Genomic DNA, 21,226 nt, shown 5'->3' with positions numbered 1-21,226 from the left:
ACGGCGGACCAGGCGGCGTCCCTTTTACCGGGGAACGCTGTTTGGACGCCTCTTCCTTATTCCACTATAACGATTCCGGCACAAAAAAGAGGCCTATTTTAAGCAAACCTTTTCACAGCGCTTTCCGCAGACCCTGTCACGGGGTGCTTTTCCCCGTTTTCCGGGCCCGTCAAAACTGTTGTGAAAACGATTGTCTTAACAGTTTCCCACCCGTCTGAAAAATGCGGTAGAATGGAAGCGAGCCTGAGATCGAGCTTAGAGAAACGAGGTGTTTTTGATGTCCCCAAAGACCATTCCCGTGATCATTGACTGCGATACCGGCATCGACGACGCCAACGCGCTGGTGATCGCCTGCGCCAGCGCGCGGCTGGATATCCGCGCCGTCACCACGGTGGCGGGCAATACCGTGATCGAAAACTCCACCCGCAACACCTTAAACGTGCTGCACCTGCTGGGCCGGGACGACATCCCGGTGGGCCGGGGCGCCGCGGGGCCGATCTTCGGGCCGCTGCGGGCCGCGGCCTCCACCCACGGCGAAGACGGCCTGGGAGGCTACCGCTTTGAACAGGACGCCACTGCGGCGCTGTCCCCGCTGCCCGCGCCGGAGCTGATCGCCCGCACGCTGGAGGCCTCCTGCGAGCCCGTCACCCTGATCGCGCTGGGCCCGGCCACCAATGTCGCGGCCCTGCTGCTGCAGCGGCCCGACCTGCACGCCAAGATCGAAAAGATCGTTTTCATGGGCACCTCCGACCAGCGCAGCCTGTTCCGCACCTTTAATATCCGTGTGGACCCGGAGGCGTTCCGCATCTGTTTGGAAAGCGGGCTGCCGGTATACGGCGTCGGCCGCCTGCTGGCGCTGCAGCACGCCTACATCACGCAGGACGAGCTGGAAGAGATCGGCCGCATCGGCAACCGTGTGGGGGATTTCATCTATCAGATCCTCTCCGCCTACACCGACTACCGGCTTGTGGACGGCAAAAAGGTGATCGCCATGTTTGACGAGGCCACCGTCGCTTTTGCCGTCGAACCCGGGCTGTTCACCTATCAGAAATATTTCTGCGAGGTGGACTGCGGCGACAGCTGGCGGCGCGGGCTGACCTATATCGATTTTGACGGCACCCTGAAAAAGGCGGAGGAGGAAAAGAACCTCTATTACGTCGAGACCGCCGACCGCGAGGGCTTTGTCAAACTGATGATGGACGCCATCCGCTCTTATGCGGACCTGTCCTGACCCGGCGCGCCGCGGGGCCGCCGGCAGGGCGCGGCAGCGCCGGACCCCCCGGCTTTTCCCGCGCGCTTTCCGGCGTTCGCCGGCCGTTTGCCGCTTTGAGATGCGCCGCGGGGGAAAGCGCTGGCGCGCCCCCTTTTTCAATTTTGTGCTTTGACTTGGAAAGTGAGGAACCGACATGAAACTGGATTTTGAATACGGACAGGGCTTTATGAGCGCCCAGCTGCCGGACAGCACCGACGTCTTTATCCCCGGCGAGACGGTGCCGGACCCGCCCTGCCTGCCGCAGGACTGGGACAGCCTGTACCGCGCCACGCTGGACAGCATCCGCAGCCCCATCGGCATGCCCACCCTGACCCAGCTGGCCCACAAGGGCAGCACCGTGGTGTTCGTCATCCCCGACATCGTCAAGGGCGGCAACCAGCCCACCAGCCACCGCAAGGTGGCCATCCGCGCCTGCCTGGATGAGCTGTACAGCGTCGGGGTGGAGAAAAAGGACATCCTGCTGCTTTTCTCCAACGGGCTGCACCCCCGCGCCACCGTGCCCGAGATGAAGACCATTCTGGGCGAAGAACTGTTCAGCGAGTTTTACCCCTCCGGCCAGATCACCAGCCACGACTCGGAGGACTACGACCACCTGGTGGATCTGGGCTTTACCAGCCACGGCGACCACGTGATCCTGAATAAATACGTCTATGACGCCGACGTGGCCATCCTCATCGGCCACACCCAGGGCAACCCCTATGGGGGATACTCGGGCGGCTATAAGCACTGCGCCACCGGCATCAGCCATTGGCGCAGCATCAGCGCCCACCACGTGCCCCAGGTGATGCACCGGCCGGACTTTGTGCCCGTGTCCACCCACAGCGAAATGCGCAACAAATTTGACCAGCAGGGCATGTTCATGGAAGAAAAGATGGGCAAAAAGTTCTTCTGCTGCGACGCGGTGCTGGACACGGATTCCCGTCAGATCGAGATCAACTCCGGCTGGGCCAAGGAGATGCAGCCCATCAGCTGGAAGATGGCCGACAAGCGCACTTACGTGCACTGGGCCGAGAAAAAATATGACGTTGTGGTGTTCGGCATGCCCACCAATTTCCACTACGGCAACGGCATGGGCACCAACCCCATCCAGATGATGCAGGCGCTCTCCGCCCAGGTCATCCGCCACAAGCGGGTGCTGGCCGATCACTGCGTCTTTATCGTCTCCTCCATCTGCGACGGCTGGTTCCATGAGGAGCGCTGGCCCTACCTGAAAGAGCTGTATGAGATGTTCCAGCACGATTCCATGAACATCCTGCCGGACATGAACCGCTACGGCGAGTACTTTGCCACCAACGAGGAGTACATCCGCAAATACCGCTTCGCCAACGCGTTCCACCCGTTCCACGGCTTCTCGATGATGAGCTGCGGCCATCTGGCAGAGGAGCACACCAGCGCCATTTACATCGTGGGCGCGCGCGAGCCGGGCATCGCCCGCGGCATGGGCCTCAAGACCCGCGCCACCTTTGAGGAGGCGCTGGAGGACGCGAAAAAGAAATTTGTGGGGGACAGCCCCAACATCCTGGCCCTGCCCCAGACCTTTACCACCGCCGCCGTGCATCTGTGCATGAAAGACCCCAGCCAGAACAGCCGCACCCGCGACGGCGCGCCCGCGCACCCCTGCGGCGGCTGAACGTCCCGCGGCCCCACGCGCACATCAAACAAGACAGGATAAGGAGCGGCAAACGACCATGTCATATATTTTTCTCAACCTGAAACGGTTCGACATCACCCCTGACCGCGGCGGCGTCAACCGCATCGCGCCCCCCGCCGGGTGGGCGGAGGCGATCGTCAGGCGCACGCTGGCGGTCAACGATTGGGCGGAGGATGATTTTGTCTCTTTCTTCCCCGAGGCGCACCTGCTGGCGGCCGCGGCGGCCAAGCGGGAGACCGGCAGCCGGATGGCGGTGGGCTGCCAGGGCTGCGCCGGGGCCGACACCGCCGTGGGCGGCAATTTCGGCGCTTTTACGGCCCAGCTCACCGCCAACAGCGCGGCGGGCCTGGGCTGCGAGTGGGCGCTGCTCGGCCACTGTGAGGAGCGCGCCGCCAAGGCGGGCATTCTTGCCGCCGGCGGCGGCGATGCCGCGGCGGTGGATATGCTGCTGAACGCCGAGGTGCTGCGCGCCCAGGAGGCCGGCCTGCGGGTGCTTTTCTGCATCGGTGAAAAGCAGGAGGAGCTGGACCGCTGGCAGGAGGTGCTGCGCGCCCAGCTGACCCGCGGGCTGCAGGGGGCGGATCTGTCCCGGGTGGTGATCGCCTACGAGCCCATCTGGGCCATCGGGCCGGGCAAGACCCCTCCGGGCCGCGAGCGCATCCAGGAGACCGCGCGCTTTGTGCGCAGCGTGGCGCCGCTGCCGGTCGTCTACGGCGGCGGGCTCAAGCTGGACAACGCCGGTATGCTGGCCACCATCCCCGAGATCGCGGGCGGGCTGATCGCGCTGACCCGCTTTTCGGGCGAGATCGGGTTTTACCCGGACGAGTATGTCGAGATCGCCCGCGCTTATCTGGAAGAAAAGAACGGCCGCTGACGCGCGGGCGGGGGCAGGGGACACGGGAGGCTCTTTTTCACCGCTTTCTCTGCCCTTTGCCGTCTCATCCGCACAAAATAAGGAGGTATTATGGAGCTGACGGAAAAACGCGCGCTGCAGCGCTTTGCGCGCAGGCTGCGCATCGACGCCCTGAACGAGGTACACGACGCGCGCTCGGGGCACATCGGCGGGTCGCTCTCGATCTGCGATACGCTCGCCTATCTCTATCAAAAAGTGCTGCGGGTCGATCCCGCCCGTCCCCGCGACCCGGGGCGGGACCGCCTTGTGCTGTCGAAAGGCCATGCCAGCCCGGCCCTTTACGCCGTGCTGGCCGAGATGGGCTTTTTCCCGCGGGAGGAGCTGAAAAACTTCCGGCGCATCGGCTGCATGCTGCAGGGGCACCCGGACATGAAAAAAGTGCCGGGCGTGGACATGACCTCGGGCTCGCTGGGCCAGGGGGTGTCGGCTGCGGTGGGCATGGCGGTGGCGGGCAAGATCACCGCTACGGACTACCGCGTCTTTGCCATCCTGGGCGACGGCGAACTGCAGGAGGGCCAGGTGTGGGAGGCCGCGATGCTGGCCGCGCACCGCGGCCTGGACAACCTGACCGTCATCGTGGACAACAACGGCCTGCAGATCGACGGCCCGGTGGACAAGGTGAACTCGCCCTATCCCATCACCGACAAATTCGCGGCTTTCGGATGGGACGTGACCACGGCGGACGCCCACGACTTCGACTCGCTGGAGGCGGCTTTCCGCCACGCGGCAGCAGTAAAGGGCAAGCCCTGCGTCATCGTCCAGAAAAGCGTCAAGGGCAAAGGGGTCTCTTTTATGGAAGATCAGGCCTCCTGGCACGGCACGCCGCCCAGCGATGAACAATACGCCGCGGCGCTGGCCGAGCTGACCGCCGGCGCGGAAAAGGAGGAGATGTGACATGGCGCAGCGCAGCATGAAAGCTACCCGGGACAGCTACGGCGAGGCCCTGGCCGCCCTGGGCGCGGAGAACAGCCGCGTCGTGGTGCTGGACGCCGACCTGTCCGGCCCCACCAAGACCGCGCTTTTCGCGCAGAGATTCCCCGACCGCTTTGTGGACTGCGGCATCGCCGAAGCCGACCTGATGGGCTGCGCGGCGGGCATGGCCTCCTGCGGGCTGATCCCCTTTGCCAGCACCTTTGCCATGTTCGCGGCGGGCCGCGCCTACGAGCAGGTGCGCAACTCCATCGGCTACCCCCATCTCAACGTCAAGATCGGCGCCACCCACGGCGGTCTGGCGGTGGGGGAGGACGGCGCCACCCACCAGTGTATCGAGGACTTCGCGCTGATGCGGGCCATCCCGGGCATGACGGTGGTCTGCCCGGCAGACGACGCCGAGGCCCAGGCCGCCGTGCGGGCGGCCGCAGCCCTGGACGGCCCGGTGTATCTGCGCTTTGGCCGCGACCCGGTGCCGGTGCTGCACGATGTGCTGCCCCACTTTGAACTGGGCCGCGCCCTGTTGCTGCGGCCCGGCCGCGACGTGACCATCGCCGCCACCGGCCCGCTGGTGGCCATCGCGCTGGACGCCGCCGCCCTGCTGGAGGGGCGCGGGATCTCGGCCCGGGTGCTGGACTTCCACACCATCAAACCCATCGACGAGGAGATGCTGGCCCTGGCGGCGGCCGAGACCGGCGCCATCGTCACGGCCGAGGACCACAACATCGTGGGCGGACTGGGCTCCGCCGTCTGCGAGGCGCTGGCACAGCGTCTGCCGGTGCCGGTGCTGCGGGTCGGGGTGGAGGACAAATTCGGCATGTCCGGCCACGGCCCCGAGCTGTACGAGGCTTACGGCCTGACCGCGGAACACATCGCCGCGGCCTGCGCCGACGCCATCGCCCTCAAGCGCCGCGGCTAAGCCTTTTTTCGCCGGTCCCCGGGGCGCCCGGGAGCGCCGCACCGGGAGCGCCATACTGGAATGGAAGCGCCGCGTTTTCCCGGGGCAGGAAAAAAAACATCGGGCAGGCCGCACCGGCCCGCCCGTGTTTTGAAATTCACTCGCTGAAAAAACGCGCGTGTGTTCGGACGTCGGCCTCTGCCGGCAGCTCCATCTTCGCGCTTTTTTCTTTGGGTCTGAAACTCGTCAAATGGAAACCCCCGGCTTTGCCGGGGGGTTTTTCACCGGCGGGCGAAGCGTCCGAATACCGGCGTGCGCTGCCCCGCGTGGCTGCCGCTTTGCTCCCCCTGCTGTCGGTTGTTCCCTCTGCTGCCGGGGTGGTCCGCTGACACCGGTCTGTGCCGCCCGGCGTTGATACGGCCCGCAGCCCACAGGCCCGCAGCCTGCCCCCGCAAACGGGTGGATCCAAAATTTCCCGTTGTCTGCTGTTCGCCTGCTTCCTCCGCCAGCCGTTCGCCTGTTTTATCTCTTTTCAAGCTGGTGCCGTGGGGATCTTCTATTTTTTTCTGTTTTTTCCCGCCGTATCTGCACAGCATCCCCGATGCCAGGATCCCTGGCGCCCTGCGCCATCAGCGGTTTAGGCCCTTCGTTGGAGACTCTCTCTTTGCTTTTTGCAGTTCGCAGTTGTCTGTCGGCAGACTGCAGACTGCGGTCTGCAGTCTGCAGTTCTATTTTTAGCAAAAATTTTTCCTGTCGGCCTTGTCGCCATAGGGCTTCTTTGGAACTGCCCGCCCTGCGCGCGGTTTTCTTTGTACAAATACATACAAAAAGCCGCCCTCCTGCGAGGACGGCTCTTTTTGCTCTCTGCCCGGCCCAGGCCTGCTCTCATCCGCTGCGCTGCGCCTGGAAGCGCCTGTTCTGCTCCTGGATCCACTCCACCGCCTGCTGCAGCCCGCCCTCAGAGAATTCAAAATCGCGCTCCTCTTTCTGCTCTGTCTTTTCACAGCAGTTGGGGCCCTGCCAGACGGCGACCCGCAGGCGTTCCTCCGCCTTTTCCGGAAAGATCTTAAAACAGAACAGCCCGCTGCTGCCCGCAAAACGGTTGCCCGCCTTAAAATAGTCAAAGCTTTCGATCCAGATCTCTTTTTCCACTTTCGGTCCTCCTCCCGGCCCCTGCAATACCATGGTCCCAGTTTACCACCAACCTGCGCCCGCGCACAAGTGCCCGCCTCCGCGCCCGCCGGGCACAGAGTCCCGCGCTGCCTTGGCTTTCCCCGTCTGCCCCGGGGGAGCGGCGTGCCGTTTTGCCTTTTTCTGTCCCCGCCGGCTTTCCGGCCCGGCAGGGCAGCAGGGGTCAAAATCGCAGGACACGCAGCCCCTGCCCGCCGTCTGGGCCTGCGGCGGTCCCGCGCCGCGCTTTGTCTGCGGCGGTTTCTCCCGTCCCCTGTGTCAGCTCTTTTCCGGCTTCTCCGCTGATCGGGCGGCGCCGTTTTCCCGCGTCGCGGGACGGGCCCCCGTCCCATCCGATCTGTGAATTTTATTTATTTTTATACTTTTTGTAAATTCCGCACTCCCAAAGACGCTCCAGGGGGCCGGGCAAAAAAATAAGCCCCGGAAAGGGGCGGGCAAACTGCCGGTCGGTCATATGCCGGCCCATGGATAAGCCTATGGATAGGAAGCGCCTGCGCACTTCAAAACAGCAAATAAAAAACTCGTCGCAGACGATGATCGCCTGCGACGAGCTGGTGCGCCAGGAGGGACTCGAACCCCCGACCTTCTGGTTCGTAGCCAGACACTCTATCCAGCTGAGCTACTGGCGCGGATGCGAATATTATAATAACACTCGCCGGCCCGTTTGTCAACCTTTTTTTGCCTGTTCCTCCGCCTTTTTCAGCAGGCGGCGGTCCGCCTCGTAGGTCAGCAGCTTTGCGGCCTCCTCGACCGGCACAAACCGGGCGATCTCCACCTCTTCGGGCTGGGGACGGGTATCCGCCTGTTTTGCCCGCGCCCAGAAATAAACCACGTCCTTTACGGCACCGCGATAGGGGGAATAGCTGTTCGTCTCGCGATAGCCCGGCTCGATCTCGATCGGCACCCCGGTCTCCTCCAGCACCTCGCGCACCGCCGTCTCGGTCTCCGTCTCCCCCTTTTCCACATGTCCCTTTGGAAAAGCCCAGTGCCCGCCCGCGCGGTGCTTGACCATCAATACTTTCCAGACGCCGTCCTGCTGCAAAAAACAAAGCGCGCCGCAGCTTTTTTCCCGTCTCATGTCGTTCTCCCTCTTTTCGTCGTTTCCTGATTTGTGTTTCCAGCCGCGATTTGCTATAATACAAAGCGTCAACCAAATTGTTAAAGGAGTCTTCCCATGACCACCAACGCCCTGCTCAACATCCTCGGCCTTGTCGCCGTTCTGGCCGTCGTCTTTCTCATCATTTACTTTATCAGCAAAAGCAAAAGCGAAGAGGGCCCCACCAACACGGCCAAGCGCGCCCAGAAAGACCGCGGCGTGGACGCCGCCGTCAAGGCGCTGAACCGCTATGCCTCTCTTCACAACTTCCGCATCCTGCAGCCCGCCCATCTGCACTGGGGGGAAAAAAGCGCCGAGCTGGACGCGATCATCGTCACCTTTTCCGGCATCGTGGGGGTGCGCTGCCTGGGTTACAACGGCGAGATCTTCGCCAACTCCGGCGAGCCGGACTGGCTTTGGGTCACCCAGGAGAGCCGCACCCGCATCCCCGACCCGGTGGCCCAGTGCGCCGCTGACGCCCGGGTGATCCGCGACGTGCTGATGCAGAACCCCAAGCTGCGCAACGTGCCGGTGGAGTGTCTGCCGGTCTTTACCGACAAATCGGTGCAGCTGGCGGTGCCCAAAAGCAGCCGCATCTTCCGCCAGAAAGACCTGATGAGCACGCTGGAAAAAGAAAAGTATCTGGAGGACAAGGGGCTGGACCAGGAGACCATCGCCACGCTGCTGAGCGACGCCCTGCAGGGGTGAGCGCACCGCAGGGCTGCGCGTGCCTTTCATAATATATACCAAAATCCCGAAAAAGACAAACGCCTGCACCCGCTGCGCCGGGGAGCGGGCGTTTGCTGTGCCGGGAGGGCCGCGCGCTTTCTTTCTATTGTGCGCCGGATGCCGCCGCCCATTCATCGCCCGCGGCAAAGCCCGCGCCGGGGGCGGCGACAACGAGAAAACCCGCAGCTTGCGCTGCGGGTTTTCTTCAAGGGGTGTGTTTTGGTGTGAGGAGGAATCATGTACAGAAATCCGGTTGCGGCTTCCGTCTTTCTGTGATTCTCATTATAGGGGCCAGTTGAGGCGTTTTTATGAAACGCCTGTGAATAAAAAATGAATTTGGAGAAAAGTTTGTGACAGGCGGCAAAAAGCCCGGCGCGCCGCCATTTTTCACGCTTTTTCGGCCTGTTGTGCCAACAGCCCGAGCGCGTCCTGCAGCGAGGCTCCCCGCTCGACCGCGGCGATCGCCGCCGCCCCGCCCGCGGGCCTGCCCAGCATCAGCACGCCCACCAGACGGCCGTTCCGCAGCGCGAGCTTGCGGTAAACGCCCGCCTCGTCGTCCCGCCGCTCTACGGTCTGCAGGCCCTCGCCGTTGACGCTGCCCACGGCGAACAGGCTGATGCCCGGCGCCTCAAAAGCCGTCGCAGGCACCGGCGGCCGGTAAGCCGCCTCATGTCCGCACATCGCCCTGCCGGCGGTGCGGCCCATCTCCAGCGCCGCGCCCCACAGGCCGGCCACCCGGCCCTCAAATTCGGCACAGTCGCCCGCCGCATAGATGCCGGGCAGGCTGGTCCTCATCGAGGCGTCCACACAGATGCCCCGCCCCAGCGCCAGCCCCAGCGCCTGTGCCAGGCCCAGCTCGCTGCGAATGCCCGCGCTCACCAGCACCACCTCTGCGGGCAGCACCCTGCCGTCCGACAGATGCGCGCCGTCCGCTTCGACCGCGCTCACCGAAACGCCGGTGTCGACCTCCATCCCCAGCGCGCGCAGCGCCTGTTCGATGCGGCCGCTGACAAACGCATCCGCCTGAATACTGAGGATGCGCTGTGCCAGCTCCACCACCCGCACCTTGGCGCCGCGCCGGTGCAGGGCCATCGCCGCCTCCAGCCCCAGGATGCCACCGCCCACCACGACGGCCGAGACGCCCGGGCGCACATCTTCCAGCAGGGCGGCCGCGTCGGCAAAGCTGCGCAGCACCCGCACGGGGGGCGCACCCGGCCCGGCCTTGACCGGGCAGAACGCATTGGCGCCGGCCGCAAGCAGCAGCGCGGTATAGGGCAGGGCCCTCCCGTCGGAGAGCAGGGCCTCGCGGCGCTGCGGGTCGATGCGTTCTACCCGGGCGTCGCAGACCAGCTCTATCTGCTGGCCGCCATACCAGTCGTACGGCTCCAGCGCCACCGACTCGAACCCCGCTCCCTCGGCCACCAGCCGCGAGAGCCCCGGGCGGTTATAGGGGATCACGCCCTCGCCGCAGACCAGCGTCACCTTTGCGGTGCGGTCCACTTCGCGGATCGCTTTTGCCGCCGCCAGGCCCGCGCCGCCCCCGCCCACGATCACAAAGCGGCTGTCGCTGCCGCCCAGGACGCCTCCCGGCGCCTCTTTCTCCGCCACAAACGCGTCCGCGCCCGCCCCGCATACCGGGCAGGGCGCCGGCGGCGCGTCGCCCTCAAAAATCTCGCCGCACACCGTGCACTTCCACCGCTGCGCCGCGGGGGCCGCCTCCGCCACAAACGCATCCGCGCCCGCCCCGCACACCGGGCAGGGCGCCGGCGGTGCGTCGCCCTCAAAAATCTCGCCGCACACCGTGCACTTCCACCGCTGCGCCGCGGGGGCCGCCTCCGCCACAAACGCATCCGCGCCCGCCCCGCACACCGGGCAGGGCGCCGGCGGTGCGTCGCCCTCAAAAATCTCGCCGCACACCGTGCAGCGCCATCTCTTCTGCTTCATCTGCAGCCTCCTTCCGCACTTGCCGGGGCAGAAAACGGGCCGGAAAGCAGCCGGGCGCTCAAAGCCCGGCCGCTTTCCGGCCCGCCTCGCTGCCGCCATGCTCTCTTACTCGGCGACTTCCTCGATCATCTCAGGGCCCACGCCGCAGACAGGGCACTCGGCCGGCTTGGTCTCTGCCTCGAAGATCTCACCGCAGACCGTACATTTCCACTTTTTCATAAGGGAATACCTCCTTTTGCAATACAGAATCTGATCTATGGATCAAAGCCCGGTCTCCCCCTGTGGGAAAGCCGGCCCTCGCCATTTTGTGAAAAGCGCCGCTTGCGCCTTTTAAAATATGATACTATACTGGACAGGAAAAATCTGTTGCATCTGCAACATCAGAGGGGAAATCATGGAGAAAAGTTTACAGGCCCTGCGGGCCTGCCCCCTGTTTGAGGGGATCTGTGACGCAGAACTGGACCAGCTGCTGCCCTGCCTCCACGCGCGGCGGCGCAGCTGCCCGCGCGGGGCGGTGCTGCTGCGGGAGAGCGAGCGCGCCTTTGAACTGGGGATCGTGCTGACAGGGCTGCTGGCGCTGGAGAAGACCGACCGGGCCGGCAACCTGAACCTGGTGGCCCAGGCCGGGCCGGGCGAGCTGTTTGGGGACCCCGCCGCCTGCGCAGCGGGCAGCGGCAGCGGCGTATCGGTGCGCTGCGCGCAGGCCGCCGAAGTGCTGCTGATCGAATTGGACCAGGTGACCCGGCGCTGCAGCCGCGCCTGCGCATTCCATTCCCGGCTGGTGCAGAACCTGCTGCGGCTCCTGGGGCGGGGTAGCCTGTCGCTGGAAGAAAAGATCGAGGTGCTCAGCCAGCGCACGATCCGCGAAAAACTGCTCTGCTGCCTGCAGGCGGAGCGGGCCCGCGCCGGGTCGCCGCGCTTCACGCTGCCGTTTTCGCGCAGCCAGCTGGCCGACTATATCTGTGCGGACCGCAGCGCCATGACGCGGGAGCTGGGCCGCATGCAGCAGGAGGGCCTGCTGGAACTGCACGGCCGCGCGGTCCGCCTGCTGGAGTGACCTGCGCCCCGCAGGTGAAAGAGCCAAACGCTCCGCCCCGCGCTTTTTCGCTCCCTCCTAGCGTTGACCGGCGGGCGGCCGGTTATGCGTGCCGCGGCGCGCCTTGGCCGCCCGTCCCTGCGCAAAAAGGCGGCAATGTCCCCCCTCTGCCGCCGCCGCGGCGGGGCACAGTGTGAAATTTATGTGACAGGCCTGCCAACTTGTGGCACGCCCGCGCCCGGCCCGCGGGGCGGTGTGCCGCCGCTTTTGGCGGCTGGATGCTTTTATTTGCGCTGTTTTGCGGCATTTTCCCCCCTTGCGGCCGCCTGAGGCCCGGCAGGGTCCCGCGGCCGCGGCAGATCGCGCCAAACCGCGGTCCCGGTTGATTTTTCGCCCTTTTTAGTGTACTATATTGTTATCTATCGGGCCGCAGCGGACGACTGCTGCTTTTTGAGGGGGACGGCGCTGCGCGCTTTCCCCCCGGCCCCGTTGAAAGGAGCTTTCCTATGGCTATGATCGCCCCCTCCCTGCTCTCTGCAGATTTCGCGTGCCTGGAGCAGGATTGCCGCACCTGCCTCGACGCGGGAGCGGATTTTTTACATTTTGACGTTATGGACGGCCACTTTGTGCCCAACATCAGCTTCGGCGCGCCGGTGCTGGCCAGCCTTTCCAAAAAGGTCTCCGCCTTTTACGACGTGCATCTGATGCTCACCGACCCGCTGGCCTATGTGCCCATGTTCCTCAAGGCGGGCGCGTCGATGATCACCTTTCACCTGGAGGCGGACAGCCCGGTGCAGGAGACCATCGACGCCATCCACGCGGGCGGCGCCAAGGCCGGCGTGGTGATCAAGCCCGCCACCCCCGCCGCCGCGGCCTTTGAATGGATGCCCAAGGTGGAGATGGTCCTGGTCATGAGCGTGGAGCCCGGCTTTGGCGGCCAGAAATTCCAGCCCGCCGCGCTGGAAAAGCTGTCTGCCCTGCGCGCCGAGGCGGTGCGCATCGGCCGCCCCGATCTGCTGCTGCAGGTCGACGGCGGTGTGGCGCGGGACACCGCGCCCCTCTGCGCCGCGGCCGGGGCCAACGTCCTGGTGGCGGGCTCCGCCGTTTTCGGCACCGCCGACCCGGCGGCGGAGATCGCATTTTATAAGGGGCTCTGACCAGCCGGCGGCCTGCCGCCAAAAAATCCAGACGTTCTCACGGGCCGCTGCCCCCCGCGGCCCGGGCGCTCCCCTGCGCCGGAAAGGTCTACCGCATGAAACAGGACAACAAAAAGCGCCCTGTGCGCCACCCCGAGTTTGCCGCGAACTGCGATATGCTGTTTGGGCTGTTCCCGCTGGCGTTCATGGCCGTTTATCTCTACGGGCTGCGCCCGGCGCTGATGCTGGCGGTCAGCCTGCTGACCGCCGTGATCTGCGACTTTCTGGTCGCCAAGATGCGCGGCCGCGCCTATGATTCCAGCGAAAATTCCTCGCTGGTCTTTGCGGCGGCGTTCACCCTGATGCTGCCCGCCACGGCGGGGCTTTATATCGTGGTCGCCGGCGTGGCGGTGGCGGTGCTGATCGGCAAGCACGTTTTCGGCGGCGCGGGCAGTTACCCGTTCCACCCCGCCGCCCTGGCCTATGCCGCCGTCACGGTGAGCTGGCCCAACCAGATCTTCCGCTATCCCACCCCGTTTTCCAACGTGGGGATCTTCGACACTTCCGGCGCCACCCTCTCGGAGTCCTCCGCGCATATCCTGCGCGCGGGCGGCGTGCCCAACATCCCTTCACTGGACCTGATCCTGGGCAATTATGCCGGGCCCATGGGCGCCACTTTCTGCATCGTTATCGCCGCGGTGGCGGTCTATCTGCTGCTCAAGCGGCGGATCACCTTTGAGCTGCCCGCGGCGTTTCTGCTCACCTGCGGCGTGATCAGCTTTTGTTTTCCGCGCGTGTCCACCGCCGCGCGCGCCGACCTGCTCAAATACGAGCTGCTCAGCGGCGCGCTGATCTACACCGCGGTCTTTCTGCTGTGTGAGTCCGCCACCGCGCCCAAAAACCGGCTTGCCCGGGTGGTCTACGGCGTGCTCACCGGCTTTTTGACCATGATGTTCCGCTATTACGGCTCCTATGAACTGGGGGTCTGCTTTGCGCTGCTGCTCTCGAACGCTTTCAGCGGTTATCTTGACCGGGTCTGCAGCAAGATCACCTTTGGAAGGAGGGCGAAACCCGTATGAAACAGGAACGCAGCCTTTATTATGCCGAAAATATGGACCGCCTGATGCACCGGGACCGTTTCTTTTTCAATAACCCCGTCTTTATGCAGGGGCTGGGGCTGGCCCCCATCGTGGTCGCCGCCACCAACCTGAACAACGCGCTGGTGCTGGGCTTTGCGGTACTGCTGCTGCTGACCCCCACCCGTGTGCTGGCGGCCCTGCTCTCCCGCGGAAACTATCTGCGCTTTCGCGGGGTGACCTATGCGCTCACGGCCGCCGTGCTCTACATCGGGGTCTGGTTTGCCGCAAACGCCCTGTTCGGCGTGGGCATCCAGGCGGTGGGCCTGTATCTGCCGCTGCTGGTGGTGGAGCCGATCATCATCAAGCGGTATGAGCGGCCCCAGAAAGAACGCGTGCCCACTGCGCTGCGCAAAGGCCTGATCACGACCTGCGGCTTTCTGCTGGCCCTTTTCCTGGTGGCGGCGCTGCGCGAACTGCTGGGCGCGGGCAGCCTGTTCGGCCACCCGGTGACGGTCCGGCCCGCCCTGCCCATGGCGCAGCTCACCTGCGGCGGCTTTGTCCTCATCGGCATCCTCGCCGCCTTCTGGCGCTGGATCCGCAACCTCTTTAAACGGGTCGTGAGTATGGAGGCGAACGCAAAATGACTATTTTGAGACCTGTGCTCGCCTTTTTTGTCTATGCTGTCGCGGCGATCGCCGCCCAAAACGCCATCTTCACCCGCGCTTTGGGCGTGTCCCGGCTGGTAAAGATCGTGGACGACGGCTCGGTGGAACTGCTCAAATTTGGGGTGCTGCTGACCTCTGTGCAGTTCCTCAGCAGCCTGCTGGGGTACTTTGCCAACCGGCTGCTGGCCGGTTTCAGCTTTTCGTACAAGGCGGCTTTTCAGCCGCTGGTACTGGTGCTGTGCAGCGTAGTCGCCTTTTTTGTGGTGCTGCTGATCGTGGCGCTGCTGGGCGGCAAGATCGCCGCCAAGGATTATGTGGAGCTGCTGCCCATGGCCACCTTCAACTGCTGCGTGCTGGGCACCCTGCTGCTGACCACGCTGGGCGGCTATACGCTGGCCCAGACGCTGGCTTTTTCGCTGGGCTCCTCCGTGGGCTATGTGCTGGCCGTGCTGCTGGTCAACGAGGGGCAGCGCAAGATCCAGAACCGCAATCTGCCCGCCACCTTCCGCGGGCTGCCGGTGACCCTGGTCTACATCGGCATCCTGGCGCTGGCCATTTACGGGTTCACCGGCCATACGCCCGCCATCTGACCGCCCGGCGTCCGCGCCCGGCACTCTGCAAGAGGAGGCTTTCGCTTGAAGAAGAACAAGCCTGTCAAAATCAAACGCTACCGGCGCAGCTTTTCCGGCTCCGGGGACCGCAACAACCTGCTGCGGCGCATTCTGCTGTGGGTCGTGATCCTGGCCGTGGTCTTTGGGCTTGGCTGGCTGATCGCAAAACCGGGGCTGGACTTTGCATCCTCTCTCTGGTACAGCTATAAAAACCGCGAGCCGGGCAGCTCCGCTGCGCCCGAGACGGGCGGCGCGTCCTCTTCGCAGCCCGCACAGGCGCAGCCCACCCCCACGCCCGTACCGCAGACCGCAGGCGGCGGCTGGGCCGCGGCGGCGCTTTCTGCCGCCGACACGCCGGAAAAAGCGGCCGCCCTGGCCCTGCAGCTGAAAGCGCAGGGGGTGGAGCATGTGGTGCTGACCCTGAAAGACGACCGCGGTTATCTCTATTATCCCTCGCAGGTCCCCCTGGCCCAGACGGCGGTGGCCTCCACCACCATCGACGCGGCAGCGGTCGCAAAGGCATTCCGCGACGCGGGGATCACCCCCGTGGCCGGGCTGTGCGCGTTCAAGGACAGCATCGCGCCCTATGCCGACCGCTCGATGGCGGTAAAATACGGCAGCGAGGGGGATATCACCTGGCTGGATTCCTCCGCGGAGCTGGGGGGCAAGCCCTGGCTGAACCCCAACTCGGCAGCCGCGCAGCAGTATATCGCGGACCTGATCGCGGAGGTGCGGGACCTCGGCTTTGAAACGGTGCTGCTCCAAAACCTCCAGTTCCCCCAGGGCTACAGCCTGGAAGCGGCCAGCTACGGCGCCATGGACGGCAGCAAAGAACAGCTGCTGGCCGAGGTGGGCAAGCGGTACGAGGCCATCGAGGGCGTGGAGGTCTGGTTCGAGTTCCCGTCCGGCGCAGTCAGCGGTGAAGAGATCGCGCCCTACGGCGCTTCTCCCGCGTCTTTCGGCCTGCAGCGCGTCTTTGTGCGGCTGGAAGCTGCCGCGGCCACCAACGAGGCGGGCGAGAACATCTCGGTGCCGCCCGCCGCGGACGCGCAGGCCCTTGCGGCCCTGTTGGAACCGCTCCGGGCCGGGGGCACGGGCGCATTCGGCCTGCGCGCTGCCGGCATCATCGACACCGCCGCGCTTGCCGCTGCGAATACGGCTGCCCAGGACGCGGGCTTTACCAGCTTTTTCGTCCTGCCCTAGATCTCTGCGGGCAGGACGGGGCCGGAACGCCGGTCTGCCGGCGCCCGCCCGCAAAGGAGGAGGAACGCGTTATGTTTGTGCGCAGCGCCAGGGAAGAAGATCTGCCGGGCCTGTATGCGCTCTGCTGTGAACAGGCCGCGCGCAGCCTGCCCCAGGATGTTTTTGCGGCCGTGTTCCGCGCGGCGGCAAAGGACGCTCACCGGCGGCTGGTGGTCGCCCTGGAGGACGAAGAGATCGTCGGCTACGCCGATATGCAGCTGGAGCTGCTGCTGTCCCGCTGCGCGCTGGCGGCGGTCTTTAAAGAATTTTATGTGCGGGAGTCCATGCGCGGGCGGGGCATCGGCACCGGCATGCTGATCTCCCTTTCCGGCCAGGCAAAATCCATCGGCTGCGGGGAGCTGGAGGCCAGCTGTCAGCGCGTCAACCTCAAAAGCCAGGAGTTTTTGGAGCGTCACGGTTTCGTGCGCAGCCAGCACAAATTTTCCAAAACCGTGAAATAAGAAAGCCTTTCCAAAAAGCGCAGACAAGCAGTCTGCGCTTTTTTTGACTCCATATCAAAATGGCCCGCATCCGTGTGTCCCACGCTGAGGGGCAGGGCGAAATAGAACAGACGGGGACCTCTGTTGAGGTCCCCGTCTGTTCTTGAGCAAAAGCAGCTGACAGGGGAAAGCCTGCGCAGCGCGCTACATACCGAAGAAATTGGTGATCCAATTTTGTCCGTAGTAGAAATTGCAATGAAGCCCGCAAGAGGAGATCAGCGACCAGCTCAGCAGGAAAGCATTGGTGACCGCCCCAAACCAGATGCTGTTTGTGAGCAGATAGGCTTTTCTGGTGATATATACCGTGATCGGTACGATCACCAGGAAGCCGTAGGAGGAAATAAAGTCGCTGAGCATCACCCCGCTGCTGCGAAGCGACAGGTAATTTACCAGACACAGCAGCCATACGCCGAGCGAGTTGACGACGACTGTGACCGCCGTATCCCGCCACTGGGGGATATCGGTGCGCACCGTATAGTTGGTGGCTGCGCCGATGACCAGAAAGCTGGGAAGCATCAGCAGCGCATACCGCCACAGCCATCTCCAATACTCCGCCCTCATCTCAGAGAAAGAGGCCATCCACCACCGGTAATCTTCGTTAAACAGATACTGCAGCACCGTCAGCGAACCATAGGCAACTGCGATGACGATGACGCCGGCAAGTAAGATCTTTAAAAGGCTGCGGGGCTTTTGTTTGATGTTTAAAAGGCCAAGGTTTGTCTGGCCGTGGGCCTTTTTGTCGCTGACGGAATATACGATCAGGAAGATCGCAGAACACACGGCCAGAATGACAAGAAACAGGACGGTGAGCCACCAGCTGGCAAACAGGGGCAGCGCCTTAAAAGAGGGAAGCTCCGGCGGAGACAGATTGTTGGTCGCATACATGGCCGCAAAGGTGATGATGACTGTGACGCCGCTAAAGAGCCAGTATTTTTTTCGGCTGATCTGCCCGACCGCCGCTTTCTTTTCCGGGATGCAGGAGCGGAAAAACTCCGTTTTTGCGAGAAATGCGATGGTCGCCATGACAAGCGCGACCATTGCCAGCATTGCCCCAAGGTTGAACAGTTCACGCCATAAGTAGATGATGTTGTCCGCGGGCAGCGGCTGGGTGTCCGCAGCTTCCAGTTCTCCGCAATTGTAGCCCAGGGTCTGTTCCATGTACTTTACCGTATAGGCCGCGGCCTGGGCGGAGTAAAAGTTTTTGGAGTGGGTCTCCTCAATAAAATTGAACACCCGCGCGCTCCTGGCCTCGATTCCAGCTTTCAGCTGCTCATTGTCTGTCACCGAGATATCAAAGATCGCGCCGGGCATAAAGCCGGTCTGCTCGCTCGTGTCCAGGATATACCACTGGTTATTTTCGACCTCTTCTGTGGTGTGCCAATACTCCTGCGAGCGGTCGCGGCCCTCAAAGGCGGGGATGTTGTGGTCCCACACGCCGAGAATGATGCCAAAATTCGTCTGCACGCTGCGGTCGACGGTGTAGCCGGCCACCTCTGCCGGCGTCAGGGAGATCACCATGGTCCCATCGCTTCCCAACAGGCAGATGGACTTGATGCGGGTGTCGTACTGCGCCCTGATCTCCGCTTCGATCTCCTGATAATGCGCCAGCTGGTCGGCATTGAGCCGTTCCCCGGCCAGCTGTGCAGCGTCCCGGTAGATCTCCTGTTCTGTAAATCTCTGCCCGAACGTGTCATATAACACATTGATCATCAAGTCGTTGAACGTGTGATTGCCGCAGTCCTTTACCGCAGCAAGCATTGTCCTCAGTGCGCCCAGAGAGTGTCCCACAACGCCAATTCTGGTCTGATCCACAAACGCAAGCGTTCTCAGATACTCCACGGCATCCATGACTCCGGTCGTACTGGCAATGCTGAACTGCTCGGGGTCCAGGCCATAGTCGTCTATCACCGGCTGCTCGGAAATGCCCGCCCCAAAGGCAGAGGGGTTCAGGACCACATATCCGCGGCGGGCAAACTCTTCCGCCAGGCCCTGCGTCACCCCTTTTGAGACGCCGCCGCCGTGCGCGATCACCACTGCGGGGAGCCGGTCGCTGCTGTCAGTGCCTGCGGGATAATAGAGATCCGCATCCACCGAAGAACCGCGCACGTCAAGTGTGAGCCGCGTGATTTTGACCGCTCCTCCCCCGGAAGCGATCCAGTGGGCACAAAAGCCAAAAAGCAAAACAGCCGCCATACACAGCGCCATGACCCTGCCCGCACCGGCTTTTGTTTTCAGCGAAAACCATCTGTTCTTTTCCATGTTTCCTTCTCCTTTCATCGCCAACTATATTTGTCCCTGTACCGAGCCGTCCTCCTCTCTTCTTTTGTAAAAAATTCTGCTTTTTCATATAAAAAAGGCATAACACACCGGCCGTTGTGTTATGCCTCTCTTATTCTCTGCACAATCAAACTGCAGTTATTGTACAATATTATTCAGCATTGCACAATTCACATTGTGAATAAAAATCTGGACGCCGTTTTGCTTTTTTGCCCAACTAAAGCCCTCAAAACGCGCAGACGCCGACAGCAGCTGTCCTAAACAGCCCCCGCAGGCGCACCCCTGTCCGAGGATCGCACTGCGCCAGGAACCAGCATCAGGGCCCACGATCTGCCGGGGCCTTGCGCGCAGCCGGCACAAGTTGGCCAAAGCCCTGAAATAAAAAAGGAGATGGCCGCAGCGCAGCCATCTCCCTTGAAGCCTATCAGGTGCCGGATGTCCAAGCCCCCAGCAGTACGTCTAAAACGAGCCTGAGTTCAGCTTCAAAAAGCGGAAGGCCGCAGGCGCGGGCCGCCCGCTTTTCTGCCCCCATTATAACAGACCCACAGAAAAAGGCAAGCGGCAGGGCCGGCGGCCCAGGCGCGGCCCATCCCGCGCGCCCCGGCCGGAACGAATTATTTCTGCGTCCTGGACGGCGCACGGCCTGCCGGACGATCTGCAGAAAAGAGAGTTGCTAAAAAAGTGCGGGCTGCCGGTCTCCCGGCAAAAAAGCCGCCATCTCACGGGAGCCGGGGACTCTAAAACACAGCGGGCGCTTCAAAGCCCCTTTTACCGCGGGAAGCGATCAAAAAAGCAGCCTTGCGGCTGCTTTTGATCGCTTTCTCTTTCGGTTCCGGGGCGCAGCGGCAGCCTCAATAAATGCCGTGTACCGTGACTTCGCCGGTAAAGACGGCTTCCTCTCCCTCCGGCGTGCGCACCACCAGCCGCCCCGCATCGTCGATCGCAGCGGCCACGCCGCGCACCGTATCGGTATAGACCTGCCGGCCCAGGTTGACGCAGCAAGCCCGGTATTCCTCTGCCAGGGCCGCGAACCCCCCGGCCGCGAAAGCGTCCAGCCTGCGGGCAAGCGCGCCGTCCAGCGCCAGCGCGGCGTCGCCCGGCAGGCAGCGCCGCCCGGTGGCAGAGAACAGAGAGGCGGCATGGTCCAGCCCCTGTTCCTCAAAAAAAGCAGCCGTCTGCAGCAGGTTGAACCCCACGCCCAGGATATAGCTTGCCCCGGCGCCCTCCAGCACGCTCTCACACAGGATACCGCAGATCTTTTTGCCGTCAAACAGCAGATCGTTGGGCCATTTCACCTCCGGCCTGCGGCCGCAGAGCGCCTGCACCGCGTCGGCCCCGGCCAGCGAGACCATCAGGGGCAGGGTAGAGGGGTCCGCCAGGGGCCGCCTGACCAGGCGGCTGTAGTAGAGCGCCTCGCCGGGGCGGTTCTGCCAGCTGCGGCCCCGGCGGCCCCGGCCGGCGGTCTGGCTGGCCGTGTAGACGGCGTCCCCATCCTTCAGCTCCTGCAGCTCCCGCCGCAGCCAGCTGTTGGTGGAGTCCACTTCGTCCAGATACCGAAGGCTCATCGCGGCACCTCCCGATGCAGAAACTCCGGCTCGCCGTCCTCGATCAGGAGCAGGCCGTAGGTAGGGCGCCCCACCCGCGGCACGCTGATCGAGCCGGGATTGAACAGGTTGACGCCGTCGATATAGGCATAATACGGGCTGTGGGTATGCCCGAACAGCACGATATCCGCCCCGCGCTGGGCCGCGGCCTTGCGCAGCGGGGTGGTGGTCACCTTGACCTCATAGCCGTTGCCATGGGTCATGAAGATCAGCAGCCCGCCCAGGCTCACCAGCCGCTCGGAGGGGATCGTTTTGTCATAATCACAGTTGCCCCGCACCTCGTAGACCATGGGGCAGGGGCCGCTGCGCTGCACGGCCGTCAGGTCGTTCAGGCCGTCGCCGAGAAAGATCAGCGCGTCGGCGTCCCGGTGGGCGTCCAGCACGGCCCGCAGCCCGTCCCGGTTGCCGTGAGAGTCGGACACGACGATCAATTTGGCAGGCTTGGCCACCC

The 21,226-nt window shown here is 63.7% G+C and carries 20 protein-coding genes and 1 tRNA gene; 13 read left to right on the top strand and 8 right to left on the bottom strand.

Translation table 11 applies throughout. The features are described from left to right. The first annotated feature begins 277 nt into the window (after positions 1–277). From H8S23_RS12845 to H8S23_RS12825, 5 genes are all read left to right on the top strand, one after another. Complete coding sequence (locus H8S23_RS12845; RefSeq protein ID WP_186888756.1) at positions 278–1,231, top strand: nucleoside hydrolase; 954 nt, start codon at positions 278–280, stop codon at positions 1,229–1,231. A 175-nt stretch (positions 1,232–1,406) separates the two neighbouring features. Next, positions 1,407–2,903, top strand: coding sequence for a lactate racemase domain-containing protein (locus H8S23_RS12840; RefSeq protein WP_186888755.1), 1,497 nt, complete (start codon positions 1,407–1,409; stop codon positions 2,901–2,903). Positions 2,904–2,961: 58 nt separating this feature from the next. After that, entirely contained in the window at positions 2,962–3,798 is an 837-nt protein-coding gene (locus H8S23_RS12835; RefSeq protein WP_186888754.1) for a triose-phosphate isomerase, read from the top strand. 90 nt (positions 3,799–3,888) lie between these two features. Continuing rightward, on the top strand, positions 3,889–4,731 hold the full coding sequence (locus H8S23_RS12830; protein WP_186888753.1) for a transketolase: 843 nt from the start codon (positions 3,889–3,891) through the stop codon (positions 4,729–4,731). Between the two features lies 1 nt (position 4,732). Continuing rightward, the gene (locus H8S23_RS12825; protein ID WP_186888752.1) at positions 4,733–5,686 is read left to right on the top strand and encodes a transketolase family protein; all 954 of its coding nucleotides are present in this window, start codon (positions 4,733–4,735) and stop codon (positions 5,684–5,686) included. A gap of 864 nt (positions 5,687–6,550) precedes the next feature. Here H8S23_RS12825 and H8S23_RS12820 read toward each other — a convergent pair. The 3 genes from H8S23_RS12820 to H8S23_RS12810 form a co-directional block, all read right to left on the bottom strand. Continuing rightward, positions 6,551–6,817: a hypothetical protein gene (locus H8S23_RS12820; protein ID WP_186888751.1), complete on the bottom strand. Its 267-nt coding sequence runs from the start codon at positions 6,815–6,817 to the stop codon at positions 6,551–6,553. 591 nt (positions 6,818–7,408) lie between these two features. Next, positions 7,409–7,485, bottom strand: a tRNA-Arg gene (locus H8S23_RS12815). Positions 7,486–7,523: 38 nt separating this feature from the next. After that, positions 7,524–7,934: a bis(5'-nucleosyl)-tetraphosphatase gene (locus H8S23_RS12810; protein ID WP_186888750.1), complete on the bottom strand. Its 411-nt coding sequence runs from the start codon at positions 7,932–7,934 to the stop codon at positions 7,524–7,526. Positions 7,935–8,030: 96 nt separating this feature from the next. Between H8S23_RS12810 and H8S23_RS12805 the strand changes: the two genes are divergently transcribed. Beyond that, positions 8,031–8,660 carry a nuclease-related domain-containing protein gene (locus tag H8S23_RS12805; protein ID WP_186888749.1) on the top strand — a complete coding sequence of 210 codons (630 nt, stop codon included), beginning with the start codon at positions 8,031–8,033 and terminating at the stop codon, positions 8,658–8,660. Positions 8,661–9,068: 408 nt separating this feature from the next. On the opposite strand, the gene H8S23_RS12800 is transcribed toward H8S23_RS12805, so the two are convergent. Then, entirely contained in the window at positions 9,069–10,625 is a 1,557-nt protein-coding gene (locus H8S23_RS12800; RefSeq protein ID WP_186888748.1) for an FAD-dependent oxidoreductase, read from the bottom strand. 105 nt (positions 10,626–10,730) lie between these two features. Further along, on the bottom strand, positions 10,731–10,844 hold the full coding sequence (locus tag H8S23_RS12795) for a rubredoxin-like domain-containing protein (RefSeq protein ID WP_186888747.1): 114 nt from the start codon (positions 10,842–10,844) through the stop codon (positions 10,731–10,733). A 175-nt stretch (positions 10,845–11,019) separates the two neighbouring features. Here H8S23_RS12795 and H8S23_RS12790 point away from each other — a divergent pair, with 175 nt between their 5' ends. The 7 genes from H8S23_RS12790 to H8S23_RS12760 all read left to right on the top strand — a co-directional run bounded on the left by H8S23_RS12790 (position 11,020) and on the right by H8S23_RS12760 (position 16,855). Further along, positions 11,020–11,682, top strand: a complete 663-nt coding sequence (locus H8S23_RS12790; protein WP_186888746.1) for a Crp/Fnr family transcriptional regulator — start codon at positions 11,020–11,022, stop codon at positions 11,680–11,682. Positions 11,683–12,167: 485 nt separating this feature from the next. Continuing rightward, on the top strand, positions 12,168–12,818 hold the full coding sequence (rpe, locus tag H8S23_RS12785; protein ID WP_186888745.1) for a ribulose-phosphate 3-epimerase: 651 nt from the start codon (positions 12,168–12,170) through the stop codon (positions 12,816–12,818). Between the two features lie 95 nt (positions 12,819–12,913). Beyond that, positions 12,914–13,876, top strand: coding sequence for an RnfABCDGE type electron transport complex subunit D (locus H8S23_RS12780; RefSeq protein ID WP_186888744.1), 963 nt, complete (start codon positions 12,914–12,916; stop codon positions 13,874–13,876). Further along, positions 13,873–14,520: an Rnf-Nqr domain containing protein gene (locus H8S23_RS12775; protein ID WP_186888743.1), complete on the top strand. Its 648-nt coding sequence runs from the start codon at positions 13,873–13,875 to the stop codon at positions 14,518–14,520. Before H8S23_RS12780 ends, H8S23_RS12775 begins: the two co-directional genes overlap by 4 nt. Then, positions 14,517–15,131, top strand: coding sequence for an Rnf-Nqr domain containing protein (locus H8S23_RS12770; RefSeq protein WP_186888742.1), 615 nt, complete (start codon positions 14,517–14,519; stop codon positions 15,129–15,131). Before H8S23_RS12775 ends, H8S23_RS12770 begins: the two co-directional genes overlap by 4 nt. Before the next feature lie 45 nt (positions 15,132–15,176). Next, positions 15,177–16,355, top strand: coding sequence for a putative glycoside hydrolase (locus H8S23_RS12765; RefSeq protein ID WP_186888741.1), 1,179 nt, complete (start codon positions 15,177–15,179; stop codon positions 16,353–16,355). Positions 16,356–16,426: 71 nt separating this feature from the next. Then, complete coding sequence (locus H8S23_RS12760; RefSeq protein ID WP_186888740.1) at positions 16,427–16,855, top strand: GNAT family N-acetyltransferase; 429 nt, start codon at positions 16,427–16,429, stop codon at positions 16,853–16,855. 183 nt (positions 16,856–17,038) lie between these two features. Here H8S23_RS12760 and H8S23_RS12755 read toward each other — a convergent pair whose 3' ends face one another. The 3 genes from H8S23_RS12755 to H8S23_RS12745 form a co-directional block, all read right to left on the bottom strand. Continuing rightward, positions 17,039–19,153 carry an alpha/beta hydrolase gene (locus H8S23_RS12755; protein WP_186888739.1) on the bottom strand — a complete coding sequence of 705 codons (2,115 nt, stop codon included), beginning with the start codon at positions 19,151–19,153 and terminating at the stop codon, positions 17,039–17,041. Positions 19,154–20,022: 869 nt separating this feature from the next. Next, positions 20,023–20,736, bottom strand: coding sequence for a biotin--[acetyl-CoA-carboxylase] ligase (locus H8S23_RS12750; RefSeq protein WP_186888738.1), 714 nt, complete (start codon positions 20,734–20,736; stop codon positions 20,023–20,025). Next, positions 20,733–21,224, bottom strand: a complete 492-nt coding sequence (locus H8S23_RS12745) for a YfcE family phosphodiesterase (protein WP_186888737.1) — start codon at positions 21,222–21,224, stop codon at positions 20,733–20,735. Before H8S23_RS12745 ends, H8S23_RS12750 begins: the two co-directional genes overlap by 4 nt. Positions 21,225–21,226: the final 2 nt, after the last annotated feature.

This window comes from Anaerofilum hominis, from assembly GCF_014287275.1.
GTDB lineage: Bacteria > Bacillota > Clostridia > Oscillospirales > Ruminococcaceae > Pygmaiobacter > Pygmaiobacter hominis.
This window is presented reverse-complemented; position numbering and strand designations above follow the sequence as displayed.